Consider the following 17,134-nt stretch of genomic DNA (forward strand, 5'->3'; position numbering starts at 1 on the left):
GAGAATCTATACTGCATATATTAATTATTATACTATATCGACATATATAACTGTATAGTATAATTTACAAGCTTACCTTTCTGCTATACAATACATAAATAGACATGTAAAGATGATATATGTATGAGAAATGGAAAGGAGTGCACACTCGGTGTGCTTTTAACATGATACAAGAATTAATTCCCCTCACTAGGCCTCGCACATTAGCTGCTACATTGGGGCCTACCATTTTAGGTGCCGCCTTTAGTTATTATGCATTTGGTGCTGCTCAGGGTACAGGTCTTGCCATTTTCCATACAATGCTCATATTTTTAGCTGTTGTAACAGCCCAAATTGTAGCTAATTTATGGAATGAATATAAAGACTTTAAATCTGGACTCGATGCTGGTCAAAAGGTAGGTAATGCTGGTTCTATCACACGTGGCGTTATAACACCAGAGCTCATTATAACGATGATTAAAGTACTCATGTTTGTACCCATTATTATTGGTCTTTATTTATCTGCTACTATAACTTGGTACTACATCCCGGTAGGCTTCTTATGTATTCTAATTAGTTTCCTTTACTCTGGCGGTCCAAAACCAATTTCTCGAACACCATTTGGGGAAATTTCCTCTGGTATCGCCATGGGTTTTGCTATCGTACTCATTACAGGCTATGCCTGGATACGAGAATTATCCTTAGCCCTGTTAATTCCTGCAATTCCATCTACATTGCTAGTTGGTTCCATCATGTTGACGAATAATATCCGAGATATTCGTAATGATGAAAGCCATGGACGTCACACGTTGCCAATCGTGCTTGGTCGTGAAAGAGCACTCAGCTTAATGAGTATCTCATATATTTTCAATTTTATTTGGATCATTGCTTGGATTATAGTAGGCCATATGACATGGTTCGCCTTATTAGCGTTCCTTGCAGCACCACTAGCTTTCAAAACAATTCATACATTATCTACCAATACAGATGAGTTCCAATTAGATAAGGCTATGGGTACTACCGCTGGAGCCGCTATGATTTATCAACTAATGTGGGCGATTGGACTTATCATGGGCAAATTAATTTAAAAAATGAACATACTTATATTATAGGTTCTCCATAGTTTTTAGTTATGGAGAACCTATAATAATTCCTTCTTGATAGATAGGAAATTATTTAGTACTATAGATTTAATATTTTATATGTAATTATTGTATAAGGAGTGTGTCTAATGAGAAAATTTTTAGCATTAGCAGCTACTGTCATCCTTGGCGGCGCTTTATTAATCGCAGGCTGTGGTAACGACAACAAACAAGCTGCTAGCGATGGCAAACAAGTATTAAAAATTGGGGCAACAGCAGTACCTCACGCAGAAATTTTGGAACAAGTTAAACCAATCTTAGCAAAAGATGGTATCGAATTAAAAATCACAGAATTTACTGATTACAACACACCTAACTTGGCTTTAGGGGACAAAGAGATTGATGCCAACTTCTTCCAACACGTACCTTACATGGAGGAATTCGCAAAAGCTCACAAACTTGACTTAGTATCTGCCGGTGGTGTTCATCTTGAGCCAATGGGTTTATACTCCCGTAAAATCAAAGATTTGAAAGATCTTCCAAAAGGCGCTAAAATCGCTATTCCTAATGACCCTACAAACGGTGGCCGTGCATTATTGTTATTACAAAAACAAGGTCTAATTACATTAAAAGACTCTACAAACATCTTATCTACAGTGCAAGATATTACTGCGAACCCTAACGAATATCAATTCGTAGAATTAGAAGCAGCACAAGTACCTCGTTCCCTTGACGATGTAGCCTTAGCCGCTATCAACACTAACTTTGCATTAAACGCAGGTCTTAACCCTGGCAAAGATGCATTGGCAATTGAAAATAACGATTCCCCTTACGTAAATATCGTAACTGTACTTAAAGGCAATGAAAATGACCCTCGCATCAAAAAATTGATGGCTGCACTTCATAGTCCTGAAATTATCAAATTCATCCAAGAAAAATACCAAGGTGCTATTGTTCCTGCATTCTAAGCATCAAAAAGCTAGCCTCAGCGGCTAGCTTTCTTCATATACTAGTCAAAATTATGTTTAAAGGTGTCTCCATTGAGACGCCTTTTTTATTTAATATTTTATACTATTGTTTTATATAATTATCCCATTTATGGAAACGATACCCTACACCCCAAACAGTATCAATATACTCTTCATTTTGGAATTGTTTATCAATTTTAGCTCTTAATCTATTTATATGAACCATAATTGTTGAAGTTTCTCCTAAAGAGTCTATCCCCCAGATACTTTCAAATACTTCTTCTTTTGTAAATACACGATTAGGGCTAGATGCAAGAAGAACTAAAATGTCATATTCACGTGGAGTCAAATTCACCTCAGTACCACCTAAAAAAACTTGATGAGAATCAAGCAATATCTCTAAGCTACCTGCAGTAATTTTTGCGTCCAACACAACTGTAGGGCTTAGACTATTACGGATGCGATTATAACGCTGAATGTGTGATTTAACACGTGCTACAAGCTCTGCCGGACTAAAAGGTTTAATCATATAATCATCAGCACCAAGTCCTAGCCCCCGAATTTTATCAATATCTTCACGTTTAGCACTGACCATAATAATAGGTATTTCTTTTTCCTTACGAATATCTCGACACACAGAGAATCCATCCTTTTTAGGAATCATAATGTCAAGAATAATTAAGTCATATTCATAATCAAGGGCTGCCTTTAACCCATCAACGCCATTAGTTTGAATGTCTACTTCATAGCCTTCGATTTCTAAATAATCTCGCTCTAACTCATAGATACCCATATCATCTTCAATAATTAAAACTTTTCCCATACTTTTACTCCTTATCCAAAGGAAACTCCATCACAATGGATAGTCCAGGTCCACTATCATTATGTTCAGCATGAATAGAACCATTCATATCTTCAACGATTTGTTTTACAATAGCCAGCCCAATGCCATTACCATTAGCTACCTCTGTACGTGCTTCATCAGTACGGAAAAAAATATCAAACAAACGATTTAACATTTCTGTAGGAACACCTTTCCCATCATCTGAAAAAGTCAGTTTACAGCCATTATCTATCTTAGCTGTAGATATATCAATAGATACAGATTCGCCACGTCTATACTTTATACTATTGGATACAAGATTATCCAAAACACGATAAAACTGTATCCGATCAATTACTATTAAACTATCTTCGGCACTATACGATTCATGTAAAACGATAAGTTCATGATTATTTAAATGTCGCTCTCTAATATACTCTCGAATTAAATCATCTAATGCATATGTATCTCGATTGTAGTGAATTTGTTTTAACTCTAGTTGCGAAAAGTCCGATAGCATATTAACTAAATGTTCAATACGCCCCGCCATATCATAAATCCGCTGCACATAGCGTGCTTGCTTCTCTTCTGTATTTGCAATACCTTCAATAATACCACTAGCATACCCCTTTACCGATGTAAGTGGTGTTGAAATATCATGACAAACCCCTGCTATCATTTCGCGCCTACGCTCTTCATAAAGGTCTTGCTCTTGACGGGCTTTAAGCAATGATTCCTGCATATTATTAAATGCCTCACAAGTAACCCCTAATTCATCGTGATTTCTTACAGCAATTCTTTTTGGCACTATCCCATTTTTGAGATCATCAGCAGCTTGCTTCAAATCTATGACAGGTCTCAAAATATACTCACCTAATCGATTGGATATATATAGGCCTATACCAATGATAATAGCTATTATCATTAAAATACCTATACCAAAAGCGCCTTCCACCATTTTCTTATCCGTTGATTCTGGCCCCATACTTTTAGTCATAAATGGGATTCTACCAGCACCATACACTGTAAGTCCCATATCATAGGAATTCACATAGGTAAATTGGTTGCCTTCCCAGTTCAAATAATGATTAGACTCTAAGCCATTTATCATATTTTTAACGTTCGATAACATTATATTAGGCTCTATATCTGGCGTAGCATAAACTATTTTATTATCTTTGAGAATGACTATATCTAAGCCTTGTGCTTCTAAAACAGCACTACTATCCAAAATATCACTTATTGATGTAGACTCTTTTGAAAGTTTCTTATTTATTTGTTCTAACCCCAATTGAAATACTTGAGACTGAATTGTACTAGGCGCTAGCATCATCCACTGACGATGATTTACAGGATTAGTATAACGAATAACCCCCCATACTATAGATAAGGCGGTAAGTAAAACAATAAAAGGTATGATAATAATTAATAAATTACTAATTATCATCTTTCGCCGTACGCCTAAGCTATTAAACCAGTTAAAAAGCATAGATACCTCCTTTTTAACTATTATACAAACCTATATCTTATCTGTCATGATATAGAAATCAATCTTTTAGAAGATGTAATTTCATCGTTATATTTTCGTAATATTTCTCCTTTATGATGTATTCATACAAGAAAGTCATCAAATAAAAAGGAGATATATATGAATTACGAAATCTTTCAACTTATCAACAGCCTAGCAGGTACATATACGTGGCTAGATACAAGTATGATATACATTGTAAAATACCTTTCAATAGTCTTTGCTTTATTACTGATACTCTTATCTGGATTAGGCCTCTATTTTAAAGATAAAAGACTTATAAAAACCTGCATACATACTATCGCATTTCTTGGTATTACCATGATAGCTCATAGTATCATTGGTTTCATAGTGCAAGAACCAAGACCATTCGTCACACACACAGTAAATCTACTTATTCCTCATGTAGCTGATTCTAGTTTTCCTAGCACCCATGCTATGGCAATGACTGCTATTTCATTACCAATTTTAGCAGTTTATAAGAGACTAGGTTCTATTCTACTAAGTGGAACCATTTTAACAGGTTTTGCGAAAGTCTTTGTTGGTCATCATTATCCTCTAGACGTTATCATGGGTATCCTCATCACATATTTGTTATTTAAAGTCTATCAAAACTATTTATCTTCTAAGATTGATACGCTATTAAATCACCCTAAATATAATATTTTCCGATTACTCATAAATACAAAACTAAGCCTATATCTTATAAAAAAAGCAAACCAACCATTGAGTAAACAATTTAGCATGAAAGGTTAAGGCTATGAAGTATGTCTTAAAAAATAAGAACTATCATATTTTGATAGTCCTTATCTTCTCTGCCATCATTTATTTTATTGGAAATGCATATCTTAGTATTACGGATCCTGTAGAGTCTAATTATGCGCTAACCGCAAAAGAAATGCTTCTAACCAAAAACTATTTATCTCCACAAATTTTTGGTCATTATTGGTATGATAAGCCTATATTTTATTATTGGGAACTCATTGTTGGTTTCAAACTATTTGGCATTACAAACTTTGGCGCTAGATTCTTTTCTAGCCTTTTAGCTCTCTGCAATATTTTTCTAATCTATCGCTTTGTAAAAGCACAAACAAACCACGTTATTGCTCTTGTGAGCGCCATTATCGTATCCGTGTCAGCAGAATATTGGATTATCGCAAAATCTCTTATAACAGATATGACCCTAGGACTATACTTTAATGCTACCTTAATGAGCTTTTACATAGGATACATACATCATAAAACAGGTCAACGAGGTTATAAACGTTACTATCTATTAGCCTATATAGCATCTGCTTTTGCCGTATTGACTAAAGGTCCAATTGGATTCCTATTGCCAGGTCTCATCATATTAGTTTACCTTGCAATCAGACGAGATATTCGAGAATTATTTAGTCTACAGATTATACCTGGACTGTTACTATTTCTAAGCCTCGGTGGTAGTTGGTATTATTATATGTATATCACCCATGGAAATGACTTTATCAATGTCTTTCTAGGTGTCCATAATTGGCTTCGTGCTACAGTGTCTGAGCATCCAAGATTCAATGTTTGGTACTATTACATTCCTATAACAATCATAGCATTATTACCTTGGTCCATTATATTACCGAAGTCAATTTATAGTAATCGCAAGAATTGGTTTACCAATATTCCATTCCATAGCTTTTTAGCTGTCTGGGCTGGTATAGTTATCCTATTTTTCACTTGTATGGCAACTAAGTACTCCACCTATAGTTTTCCTGCTTTAACACCGTTAACTATATTAATAGCTGTTATGTGCTACAAACGTATCAACTTAATTTATAAAACGGCATTCGTTATGGGTATTGCTTATATAGTGCTTACATTTGCAGTAGCAGTACCACAAATGAAGAAAGCCTCAACACCTAGTATTAGCCAATTTATTAGCCAGTCTATTAGTGATGACTCCATTCTTGTACAAGGTAGTGGTAGATATCGCGTTTCACCTACTTACTATAGCGGTCATGAAGTATATCAATTACTCGGCCCCAATGAAGTAGCCCCTGATCCAACTACTATTTCTTGGAACGCTAAAGATGTCATGCCGTTTATATCTATAAATGACTTACCAACAAATAAAAAAATATATCTACTCGTTTATGGTGACGATTATCTTCCAGATACAATAAATTCAGATAATTTGTCTTTGGAATATTCCAATGCTGAAGGTACTATCTATCAATTACATCGTTAGATGAAAAACTAAATGGTAATAACGCTTCAATAGATACTACTTTTATATTGCCCTTCATGTTTCTCATAATGATAATAGGAATGTTAAACTCTCCCATTACCTGACGACAAGCACCACATGGTGCACAAGGCCCTTCCGTATCAGCAACTACGGCAAGAGCCTTAAAATTTGTATGCCCTTCTGATACAGCTTTAAATATAGCGGTTCGTTCTGCACAGTTCGTTAAGCCATAAGAAGCATTTTCTATGTTACACCCTTCATAAATAGTCCCATCCTCACAGAGAATAGCTGCACCTACGCCAAAATGGGAATACGGACTATAAGTTTTCTCACGAGCAACGATGGCGCGATCTATAAGGTTTTGAATTTCCTGTTCTGTCATATGAGTTTCCTTTTCTATCATATGGATCTCCTCATTCCACTATATCAAGAATCGTATCCGCCATGATTGGTGCAGTTTCGCCAAAGGTAATCGCCTCTAAATATGTCTTTGCAGCATTAGAAAGCAAGCTCTCATCAGAAGCATACAAGGTAGCTATACATTCACCTACTGTAACTGAGTCGCCTGTTTTCTTGTGCATCAAGATGCCCGCACTATAATCGATAGGACCATCCTTAACAGTGCGACCGGCTCCAAGCATAACGGATGCAATCCCGCATTGTTCTGTATTCATATGGGTAATATAACCGTCTTGAGGCGCTGTAACATCATAGGTGAATTTGCCAATGGCTAATAGGCTTTCATCATCAATAACTCGGCTGTCGCCATCTTGAGCATCAATCATCATACGCAATCGTTCTAATGCGGCACCAGAGTCGAGTGCCTCTTGCACACGACTGAGAGCCGTTTCATAGTCGCATATATGACTCAATACGAGCATGTGGGCAGCCATGATAATACATTCATGCGTTAAATCTTCTGGACCATGACCTTTCAACGTATCAATAACCTCGCGAATCTCCAACGCATTTCCAATAGCATGGCCTAGCGGTCGATCCATATCCGTCAAAATAGCCTTAACTGAACGGCCATTTTCCTTTCCAATATCTACCATTGCTTTAGCCAATTCACGAGCATCCTCTATGTTTTTCATAAAGGCACCACTGCCAACCTTTACATCTAACAAAATTGCTTGAGCACCAGAAGCCAATTTTTTGCTCATAACAGAGGATGCAATAAGAGGGATACTATCAACAGTTCCCGTCACATCGCGCAAAGCATATAGCTTTTTATCAGCAGGTGCAAGCCCTTCCGACTGACCAATAACAGCAAGACCAATTTTATTAACTTGATTGATAAAAGCATCTTGCTCTAAAGATACCTTTAAATTTGGAATAGATTCCATCTTATCAATAGTGCCACCTGTATGACCAAGTCCACGTCCAGACATCTTAGCCACCTTGCCGCCAGAAGCGGCTACGAGAGGTGCAATAATAAGTGTTGTCTTATCTCCCACGCCGCCTGTACTATGTTTATCTACGGTAATCCCATCAATATTTGACAAGTCTACCATATTACCTGATTGAGCCATAGCCAAGGTCAAAGTTCCTAGTTCGCGAGCATTCATACCATTAAAAACTATGGTCATCAAGAGCGCACTCACTTGGTAATCAGGGATTTCCCCCTTTACATAACCATCTATGACAAAGCGGATTTCCTCATCTGTTAACGGCAAGTTCGCCCTTTTCTTCAGAATAATATCATACATACGCATAGTTACACCGCCATTCTAAGAAACCACCTAAGCATAGCCTAGGTGGTTTTCTATTATACTTCTTCGTTCAAGTGATTCTTTAGTAACTCTACAGCTGCACTGGCTCCAATTCGGCTACAACCTTCTGCAATATAGGCTTTCATATCCGTAATAGAGCGAATACCACCTGCAGCCTTAATCTGTACATTAGGACCAATATGCTTTTTAAAGAGTCTAATATCTTCAAGGCTTGCACCGCCGCTACCAAATCCAGTAGATGTTTTAATATAGTCTGCGCCACCATTTGTAATACATTTACAAAGCGCCACCTTTTCAGAATCTGTAAGATAACAAGTTTCGATAATAACTTTTAAAATTTTATCACCACAAGCCTTCTTAAGCGCCTCAATTTCGCTAGTTACCGCTTCAAAATCACCTTGCTTTACATCTCCAAGATTAATAACCATATCAATTTCAGAAGCGCCCTCTTCAATAGCCTGTTTCGTTTCTGCCACCTTTACCTCTGTTGTTTCATATCCTAAAGGGAAGCCGATAACGGTACATATGTTAAGTTCTGGATATGCTTCATGGGCAGATGCTACAAAATCTGGAGGAATACAAACAGATGCGGTTTTATACCTTATACCATCCTCACAAACTTCTTTAATATCATCCCATGTAGCTGTAGGACGCAATAATGTATGATCTACATAAGCTAATAATTCTTTCCCCAACATAGTACCTCTCCTTACTAAAAGAACGACATTTGTTCTGGTTCTGGCTCTTTATGTAATGCATCTTGAGCAGAGCGATTTTTATCATCAATGAATGGTTCTAACGGTACGCCTGTAGTCTTTAATAAATCTGGTAAACTATTAACGCCTTTCAACTTAGCAGCTTCTAATACAACCTTTGCACAAGTCTCTGCATCATCCAGTGCATAGTGATGTTTAAACTCAACTCCAATATATGCGGCCATTGTATTCAACTTATGATTAACTAAATCAGGCCATACCGCACGTGAAAGTTTAACTGTACATGCATAATCTAGTTCTGGCCAAGGGATTTTATAATAATCTAAAGTAGCACGCAATACGTTCATATCGAATTTCGCATTGTGAGCCACCATAATATTCCCTTTTAAATGGTTTTCATAAATGGCATTCCACAACTCATCAAAGGTCTTTTCATGAAGAACATCCTTCGGTTGGATACCATGAATTTCAATACATTCATCATCAAAACTCATAAACGGAGGCTTGATGAGGCTATATGCCTTTTTGGTAATTTGTCCGTCCTTTACGGTAATAACCGCCAAGGAGCACGCGCTATTTTTAAATTTATTTGCTGTTTCAAAGTCTAATGCAACAAAATCTAACATAGGACTCCTTTCAAAATCTATATATAAGAATTATATTCATTTACTCTACTTATTATAGCATGAAATAGACTATAATCTACTGTTCAAAGGTGACCAATAATCACCTCATTCACACCAATTTTAATTGACAGATAGGCCCTCAGTATGTGAAAATTATTTAGATATGTATGTAGTATGGAGGTTGCAACATGGCAGATGACAGATTAATCGTTGCCCTTGACGTATCCACGATGGATGCAGTGAAAGAAATCGTATTATCCCTCGGTGATTCGGTTAGCTTTTACAAGGTCGGCATGGAGCTATTCTACGCCGAAGGAGCAAAAACAATTCGTTTTTTACAGGAGCAAAACAAACAAGTATTTCTTGATTTGAAATTGCACGACATTCCAAATACCGTAGCCCATGGCGTAGCTTCCTTAACACGTCTCGGTGCTAGTTTAATTACTTTACATGGTCAAGGTGGTCCTGTCATGATGAAAGCTGCTGTTGAGGCAGCTCATGAGAGTGGCAAAGAACTAGGCGTGGAACGCCCAAAATTATTAGCCATCACCGCATTAACTAGCTTTGACGATGAATCTTGGACTGCTATTGGTGGTCAGCTACCAATTTCCGACCAAGTCATTCGCCTTGCAAAACTCGCTAAAGACTGTGGTATGGATGGTGTTGTATGTTCCGCATTAGAAGCCAAAATGATTCGTGAAGCATGTGACGATGACTTCCTCATCGTTACCCCTGGTATTCGCCCTTCCTTTGCAACAACAGACGACCAAAAACGGGTTGCTACACCAGCTAGTGCACTACAAGATGGAGCATCTCGCCTTGTTATCGGTCGACCTATTACACAAGCCGAAAACCCTCGTGAAGCGGTTCGTTTAATTATTGAAGAAATGGAGAAAGTATCCAAATGATGACAGAACAAGAAGTAAAACAATTACTGATCGACACTCAAGCTATTTTAGAAGGTCACTTCCTTTTGACATCTGGTCTCCACAGTCCAATGTACGTTGAAAAATTTAATGTATTACAACATCCAAAATATACAGAAAAACTTTGTAAAGAATTAGCTGAACGCTTCCGCGATCAAAATGTGGAACTTGTTATTGGACCTATGACCGGTGGCATCTTACTTGCTCACGAAGTAGGTAAAGCGCTTGGCACCCGTGCTATCTTCACAGAACGCGAAAAAGGCATTATGACATTACGTCGTGGCTTTAAAATCGAGCCAGGCACAAGAGTACTTATCGTTGAAGATATCGTAACTACTGGTGGTTCTGTACAAGAAGTAGTAAATGTGGTAAACCAATCCGGTGGTGAAATCGTAGGTGTAGGCCTTCTTGTTAACCGTTCTGGGGGTAAAGCAGAATTCGGTGTACCTCACGAAAAGGTACAAGCATTACTTAATCTTGAAGTTCCAACTTATAAACCTGAAGAATGCCCTCTTTGCAAAGACGGCGTAGCTATGACAGAACGTGGCTCTAAACATATCAAATAATTTTTTAACGACCTATATACATGTATAGGTCGTTTTTCATTGAGAAGTTAATAATATATTCCCAAACCATCAAGTACTATCTAATATTTATAAATAGATACAAAAAGAGCTCCTTCGCTAAGGAGCTCTTTTTGTTTGTGTGTAGTTATTGTGTGTAAGAGAGAGATTCTGATACGAATGTATCACATAGAGTGTGTGACTCTATGGTGGCCATGAATGCACTTTCATGACCACGTTCTCTATATCTTATGAGAGAAATGAACTCATAAAGTATCATTAGTTTTGTGTAGTTTGCGGTGCACCTTGATCAGTTTGTTGTTGTGGTGCATTGCCATTAGGTTGTTGAGGTGGTTGGCCTTGCATAGGCATTTGACCTTGCGGAGGCATTTGACCATTTGAGTGCATATGCTGACCACTATTTGGTCCCATACCATCTTGAGGCATCATTTGATTTTGACCATTTTGGTGCATATGTTGGCCATTATTTGGCCCCATACTATCTTGAGGCATCATATGATTATTTCTATCCATCATATGTTTATCCATATACTGATTAGGACCATCATGTCTATGTGGTTTTCTAAACTGTTGTTCATTCGTTTTCATCCATTCACCAAAATTAGGTAAATCATTAACAGCAAAAGATGTACATGCTCCAACAGCACAGATTACTGTTAAAATTGCTGTAATTATAATACGTCTCATAGGTCCTCCTTAATTTAAATTGCGGAAATAACGTTCACGTACGCCACGAAGCTCTGTACCAACAAAGACGCATGTAAGTCCACCAAATAAACCTACACCCCCAAGTGCCACTAAAGTTACAATGGACAATACTGGAAATGCAGTAACATTCTCAAATGGTTGCCATGAGCTACCTAGTAAGAACAAGATAGCCGGTGTAATAATGAATATAAGAGCACCTACAATATAGGATAAGGCACTTCCAATAGAGAGCAAAGTCTTAGATGCTTTTTTAGCCATCCCCGGTAATTGAGGTAAAAGACGCTCTTTATAATCATCAAATCGTGCATAAATTTCCTGCATATTAACGGATTTACTTTCACTACCATCTTGATTCATTGTGTCAGTAATAATACCTGCATCTACGTAGGATGCATATATTTCCTCTGGAGACCCTAAGGATTTAATGATCTCACTATCGGTAAGCCCTTTTTCATAACCTACCGCAAAATGCTCTTCATAAACCTCTATAATACTCTCTACATCTGCAACACGCGCTTTTTTAAATATATTACGCAATGCATCCAAAAAGCTATTTTTGTTCATTATTATCGACTCCTTTCAACAGCATATTGATAACACCAGAAAAATCATCCCATTCTTGACGCATCTTGTTATATGCTGCACGGCCTTCGTTCGTGATATAATAGTATTTCCGTGATGGGCCTGTAGAAGACTCCTTTAAATACGTTTCAACATACTTTTCTTTTTTCAGTCTGTTAAACAATGGATATATCGTTCCTTCAGATATTTCAATATATTCCGAAATGGTGCTTACGATTTCGTATCCGTAACGATCATTTTGTGTTAATAATGCTAGCACCAGCATGTCCATAACACCTTTTTTTAATTGAACTTGCATAGTTCCTCCCTTTTAGGCTGTGCTTGCCTGCCAATGTGAAAGCTCTCTTACGGTCACTATCATGTACTGACAAATACATAATAACATAAGGTACCTCGGAACGCAAGGTACTTTGTAAAAAAATATTGAAATTTAATATATTTTTTCTTATTTCTAATCTATAAACACAGTTAATTTCTGCGTTTATAGGGAAAAATTTTTTCAAAAAAATTTTCTTATTTATGGTATTTTTTATACAAAATCTATTAAAGCACCCTATTATAACTAAAAATCCTCATCTAAAAGATGAGGATTTTCTAACACTACAAAAGAAATTAGTGCATTATTGGAATACTTAATTAAGTTTTATTTACTAGATTCTAATTTGAAGACGCTTCCCCTAATTTAAGCTGTGCACTCTTCATTTTGCCGTTATGAGTATAGGATACCAAAATTGTATCTCCAGGGCTCTTAGCATCAATTTGTTCTTTTAATTCAAGTAATGTAGTAATATCTTTACCATCAATTTGTGCAATCGTATCCCCTTCTACGAGACCAGCTTGTGCAGCAGGACCATTAGGATCAAGTTGAACAACAAGAAGTCCATCACCTTCATAGGTTACATTATTGCGCGCTGCAGTTTGACGGTCTACAGCCCACACCCCAATATAAGGGCGAATGACCTTACCATTTTTAATAATAGAATCAACAATTGTCATCGCAGAATTAATTGGAATAGCAAAGCCCATACCTTCAATTCCCTCTTTAGAGATTTTAGAGCTATTGATACCAATTAACTCACCATCTGCATTAATAAGCGCACCACCTGAGTTACCTGGATTAATGGCTGCATCAGTTTGAATCAATGGGAATCGTTGACCTTGATCATCAATTGTACGTGCTAAGGCACTAATAACACCAGAGGTAACTGAACCTTTAAACTCAAGACCTAAAGGATTGCCAATAGCAATAGCTGGCTCCCCCACTTGCAAGGAGTCAGAGTCACCAATTTTGATAGGTTTAATATCTTTTGGAGGTTTAATTTTTACAACTGCTAAGTCCGTCTGTGAATCTGAACCTATAACAGTCCCCGTCACCGTACTGCCATCAGACAATGATACTGTAACCTCCCCATTTCTAGCCCCTGCTACCACATGTTTATTGGTTACAATATGTCCATCATTATCGATAAGTACACCAGATCCGACACCTTCTCCAGCATAGATTGTACGGTTAAATATATCCTTTTGAAATACTTGTGTTGTAATCCCTACTACAGCTGGCCCAGATTCTTTAGCCGCTTGCACTACATAGGTATTACGCGCTTCAGTAATAGGCTTAGTCTGTTTAGTTTGTTCTCTCACGTTTGTTGGTTGCGTATTAACAGGGCTGCCAAAGAAATAGTATCCTCCGCCTACCCCAATACCCAAAGCAAGAATACACGCAATTACTGTTTTCTTATATTTTGAAAATGTCATGTAGATCTCCTTATATTCTTCTTAATATTCTTCTACATCACCCATAACATCTTAATGATGATTATAAAAGTTAAAATAAGAATCAAATCATAAATCATATAATTATGATACTTTATAAATACGCCACGTCTCACACTAATTCAAATCATCTCAAAATTAATTTTATAAAATTGATTTTGATGAACCTATTATAGTACGCCTGCTTTTACAATGCAAGATATCAATTTATAACTTTTCTTATGAAAGTATAATTATTATAACCGTATATCCTCCACTAGATAAATACCTAGAATCCTGAAAGAAGCTGTATAGAATGTATTCAAATATCTAAAATCTAAAAAACATAAAGGGCATTTACTAGCCGTCGCTAGCAAATGCCCTTTATGCATATAGTTTGAGAGTGTAAGGACTGTTGAGAGAGAGAGTATATGTGATCTAGATAAGCTTTAGAGAGAACTTATTAAGAGAGAGAAGTTAAAATATTACTTATCTAGAGTCATAGTCAGCCTTACTTAAATAAGTATACATGGAATATCTAAACTATCAAAGTAACTATATAAACAATTCTTAAACCTTTGATTATATCTCTATAATAAAATCTCTATAAAGTCATATCTAATCAACAGCCACGAACAACGTGAGTATAATGTGAATGCATATTCTCGATACTAAACGAATTTATACCCTACACCCCACACTGTAATAATATGCTTACTATCGGATGGATTATCCTCAATTTCTTCACGTAAACGATTAATATGAACCGCTACAGTTGCATAATCACCATAGGAGTCAAGTCCCCATACACGAGAATACAATTCTTCTTTGCTAAATACAATATCACGGTTACGCATCAAGAACTCTAACAACTGGAATTCTTTCTTTTTAAGATGAACCTCTTTTTCATTCACCCATACTTTCATCATTTTAGGGTCGAGACGGATTTCACCGGATTGAATAGCGTTTGTTTCCATTGCATCGCGCTCTGTTAAACGTTTATATTGCGCCAACATAGCTTTAATCTTCGCAATCAATACAGATGGAGAGAATGGCTTTTCAATATAATCATCAGCGCCTACGCCTAAGCCACGGATTTTGTCGATATCATCAAGACGCGCAGTTACCATAACGATTGGTACACGAACTTTGTCACGAATTTGACGACAAACTTCAAAGCCATCCATTTCTGGCAACATAACATCAAGGATAATAAGGTCTACAGGAGTATTTAATGCTGCTTCAATGCCATCTGTACCATTAGTCATAATCGTTACATCATAGCCCGCCACCATTAAATAATCACGCTCAATATTGGCAATATCCAAATCGTCTTCAATAATTAAGATATGTTCACTCATGATTCTTCTCCTTGCTTAGGAAACTCTAATATAATACGTAGACCATGTGGCCTTACATTTTCAATCATAACTCGGCCTTCAAAGATTTCCATAATTCGACGGATAATCGACAATCCTAGGCCACTACCTTCTTGAGGATTCGTACGAGACGAATCTACACGATAGAATGGGCGCATCAGACGCTCTAGAGATTCTGGCGGCACACCTGGTCCATCATCACTGATGACACAGTATACAAAATCATCATCACTCGTTACATCTATGACGCAATGACCAATATCGGTCATTTTATACTTAGCACTATTGTTCAACACATTCTGCAAAACACGTTGTAACAATTGTGGGTTAGCATTGATAAAAGGTGTTTCCGTAGCTATACGGGCCTTAATCTCAAGTCCCTTCGATTGATACGGAGCTAAATGATCTTCTACAAAGTCACGTACAAACTGACCTAATTCAATTCGTTCAGATGGACGAGATTCTTTTTTATAGTTCAATGTTGTTATGAGGAATAGTTCCTCTAACATAGAATCTAAATCATTGGCCCGTTTCAAAATAATTCCCATGTATCTTTTTTGTTGCTCTTCCGTTGGTGCAATACCATCACGAACACCTTCAGCATACGCTTTAATAGCCGTCAATGGAGTTCGTATATCATGGGATATACCAGCGAGTAGCTCTTTTTGTTGCTCCTGTTCCATTTCAATTTGACGATTCGCCATTTCTAACGACTTTGTCATATTCTTAACGTGAATCATGATAAATCGTGTAACAAATCGGTTAATAGCAAAAAATGTAACAATAAAGAGCAATATGGAAACTACGATAATATAGAAAGATACGGATTCCATTAAGCTATCACTACCATGAGTAGCACGCCTAATCGCAATATGGTATACATAGGAATGACGTCCATCGTACTTTCTCATTTCATAAACGAAAGTATTATTGGATTGATATACGATGCCCTGTAATTCAGGGTTAACATCAATAAGACCAACAATGGCAGAAGCACTATAGATTTGTGGATTACCGTAGTTATACACCATACTTCCTTGATCAAGTACTTCAACATATACTTCCTTTGGATCAAGTAAGCTATAGCTAGGCTTAACCAAGCTATTAATTAGATCATTTTCTAACCCATAAAAGGTAATGGTTTCAGTTATTCGACTGACACTTTTAAACTGTTGTTCCTGCTCAATACGCAAATAGTAACCGGCATTGGCCAATATGCGCAAACCTGTAAAATATAGCAAAAATAAAATAATTGCTATTAAAATAGGTACAACAAACAGCACAACATTGGATATCCAAATTCGTATTTGTAAATTCACAGGATTACCTCAATATCATAAATAGTAGATACTCTCTATAGTTTACGCTATTTTTATAACTTAACGCAAGTAAAACACGCAAATATCCAACATATTTTTCACTATTCTTTCATACGTAGTTTATAATTGACCGATTATTCAAAGGTATCTCGACCCTTTTAATATCTAATACTTTTCGTAAAAATTATATTTTCACACGCACCCATGTATC

General features: G+C 36.7%; 18 protein-coding genes. 6 read left to right on the forward strand and 12 right to left on the reverse strand.

Translation table 11 applies throughout. The features are described 5' to 3' along the window. Positions 1–164: 164 nt before the first annotated feature. Both menA and E7A03_RS03275 read left to right on the forward strand, forming a co-directional pair. A complete protein-coding gene (menA, locus tag E7A03_RS03270) occupies positions 165–1,067 on the forward strand; it encodes a 1,4-dihydroxy-2-naphthoate octaprenyltransferase (RefSeq protein WP_021147805.1) in 903 nt (300 codons plus the stop codon). Between the two features lie 143 nt (positions 1,068–1,210). Continuing rightward, positions 1,211–2,029 (forward strand): MetQ/NlpA family ABC transporter substrate-binding protein, encoded by an 819-nt coding sequence (locus tag E7A03_RS03275; protein WP_004698373.1) that lies wholly within the window; start codon positions 1,211–1,213, stop codon positions 2,027–2,029. A gap of 103 nt (positions 2,030–2,132) precedes the next feature. Here E7A03_RS03275 and E7A03_RS03280 read toward each other — a convergent pair whose 3' ends face one another. Beyond that, positions 2,133–2,852: a response regulator transcription factor gene (locus E7A03_RS03280; protein ID WP_021147804.1), complete on the reverse strand. Its 720-nt coding sequence runs from the start codon at positions 2,850–2,852 to the stop codon at positions 2,133–2,135. A 4-nt stretch (positions 2,853–2,856) separates the two neighbouring features. After that, complete coding sequence (locus tag E7A03_RS03285; protein ID WP_021147803.1) at positions 2,857–4,341, reverse strand: HAMP domain-containing sensor histidine kinase; 1,485 nt, start codon at positions 4,339–4,341, stop codon at positions 2,857–2,859. Between the two features lie 159 nt (positions 4,342–4,500). On the opposite strand from E7A03_RS03285, the gene E7A03_RS03290 reads away from it, so the two are divergent. Both E7A03_RS03290 and E7A03_RS03295 read left to right on the forward strand, forming a co-directional pair. Beyond that, positions 4,501–5,136 carry a phosphatase PAP2 family protein gene (locus tag E7A03_RS03290; RefSeq protein ID WP_021147802.1) on the forward strand — a complete coding sequence of 212 codons (636 nt, stop codon included), beginning with the start codon at positions 4,501–4,503 and terminating at the stop codon, positions 5,134–5,136. A gap of 4 nt (positions 5,137–5,140) precedes the next feature. Continuing rightward, entirely contained in the window at positions 5,141–6,598 is a 1,458-nt protein-coding gene (locus tag E7A03_RS03295) for an ArnT family glycosyltransferase (protein ID WP_021147801.1), read from the forward strand. Here the strand turns inward: E7A03_RS03295 and E7A03_RS03300 are convergent. The 4 genes from E7A03_RS03300 to E7A03_RS03315 are packed head-to-tail and all read right to left on the reverse strand — an operon-like array spanning position 6,576 to position 9,673. Further along, positions 6,576–7,001 (reverse strand): cytidine deaminase, encoded by a 426-nt coding sequence (locus E7A03_RS03300; protein ID WP_174892240.1) that lies wholly within the window; start codon positions 6,999–7,001, stop codon positions 6,576–6,578. The genes E7A03_RS03295 and E7A03_RS03300 overlap by 23 nt on opposite strands. A 10-nt stretch (positions 7,002–7,011) precedes the next feature. Further along, positions 7,012–8,313 carry a pyrimidine-nucleoside phosphorylase gene (locus tag E7A03_RS03305; protein WP_021147799.1) on the reverse strand — a complete coding sequence of 434 codons (1,302 nt, stop codon included), beginning with the start codon at positions 8,311–8,313 and terminating at the stop codon, positions 7,012–7,014. Positions 8,314–8,366: 53 nt separating this feature from the next. Next, a complete protein-coding gene (gene deoC / locus E7A03_RS03310; RefSeq protein WP_004698377.1) occupies positions 8,367–9,029 on the reverse strand; it encodes a deoxyribose-phosphate aldolase in 663 nt (220 codons plus the stop codon). 14 nt (positions 9,030–9,043) lie between these two features. After that, positions 9,044–9,673 carry a 3'-5' exonuclease gene (locus E7A03_RS03315; protein ID WP_008715623.1) on the reverse strand — a complete coding sequence of 210 codons (630 nt, stop codon included), beginning with the start codon at positions 9,671–9,673 and terminating at the stop codon, positions 9,044–9,046. A 188-nt stretch (positions 9,674–9,861) separates the two neighbouring features. On the opposite strand from E7A03_RS03315, the gene pyrF reads away from it, so the two are divergent. Both pyrF and pyrE read left to right on the forward strand, forming a co-directional pair. Beyond that, the gene (gene pyrF, locus E7A03_RS03320) at positions 9,862–10,581 is read left to right on the forward strand and encodes an orotidine-5'-phosphate decarboxylase (RefSeq protein WP_008715622.1); all 720 of its coding nucleotides are present in this window, start codon (positions 9,862–9,864) and stop codon (positions 10,579–10,581) included. Then, the gene (gene pyrE, locus E7A03_RS03325; RefSeq protein WP_004698369.1) at positions 10,578–11,165 is read left to right on the forward strand and encodes an orotate phosphoribosyltransferase; all 588 of its coding nucleotides are present in this window, start codon (positions 10,578–10,580) and stop codon (positions 11,163–11,165) included. Before pyrF ends, pyrE begins: the two co-directional genes overlap by 4 nt. A 276-nt stretch (positions 11,166–11,441) precedes the next feature. Here the strand turns inward: pyrE and E7A03_RS03330 are convergent, their stop codons facing one another. The 6 genes from E7A03_RS03330 to E7A03_RS03355 all read right to left on the reverse strand — a co-directional run bounded on the left by E7A03_RS03330 (position 11,442) and on the right by E7A03_RS03355 (position 16,845). Beyond that, positions 11,442–11,870 (reverse strand): hypothetical protein, encoded by a 429-nt coding sequence (locus E7A03_RS03330; protein WP_024061348.1) that lies wholly within the window; start codon positions 11,868–11,870, stop codon positions 11,442–11,444. A gap of 9 nt (positions 11,871–11,879) precedes the next feature. Then, positions 11,880–12,455, reverse strand: coding sequence for a DUF1700 domain-containing protein (locus E7A03_RS03335; RefSeq protein ID WP_024061349.1), 576 nt, complete (start codon positions 12,453–12,455; stop codon positions 11,880–11,882). Next, on the reverse strand, positions 12,442–12,771 hold the full coding sequence (locus tag E7A03_RS03340; protein ID WP_287509461.1) for a PadR family transcriptional regulator: 330 nt from the start codon (positions 12,769–12,771) through the stop codon (positions 12,442–12,444). The genes E7A03_RS03335 and E7A03_RS03340 overlap by 14 nt, the downstream gene beginning before the upstream one ends. Positions 12,772–13,130: 359 nt before the next feature. Next, positions 13,131–14,228, reverse strand: coding sequence for a S1C family serine protease (locus E7A03_RS03345; protein ID WP_024061350.1), 1,098 nt, complete (start codon positions 14,226–14,228; stop codon positions 13,131–13,133). A gap of 668 nt (positions 14,229–14,896) precedes the next feature. Next, positions 14,897–15,586: a response regulator transcription factor gene (locus E7A03_RS03350; protein ID WP_004693664.1), complete on the reverse strand. Its 690-nt coding sequence runs from the start codon at positions 15,584–15,586 to the stop codon at positions 14,897–14,899. Further along, entirely contained in the window at positions 15,583–16,845 is a 1,263-nt protein-coding gene (locus E7A03_RS03355) for a sensor histidine kinase (RefSeq protein WP_229039642.1), read from the reverse strand. Before E7A03_RS03355 ends, E7A03_RS03350 begins: the two co-directional genes overlap by 4 nt. Positions 16,846–17,134: the final 289 nt, after the last annotated feature.

The organism is Veillonella parvula (assembly GCF_032472435.1).
Classification (GTDB): Bacteria; Bacillota; Negativicutes; order Veillonellales; family Veillonellaceae; genus Veillonella; species Veillonella parvula_N.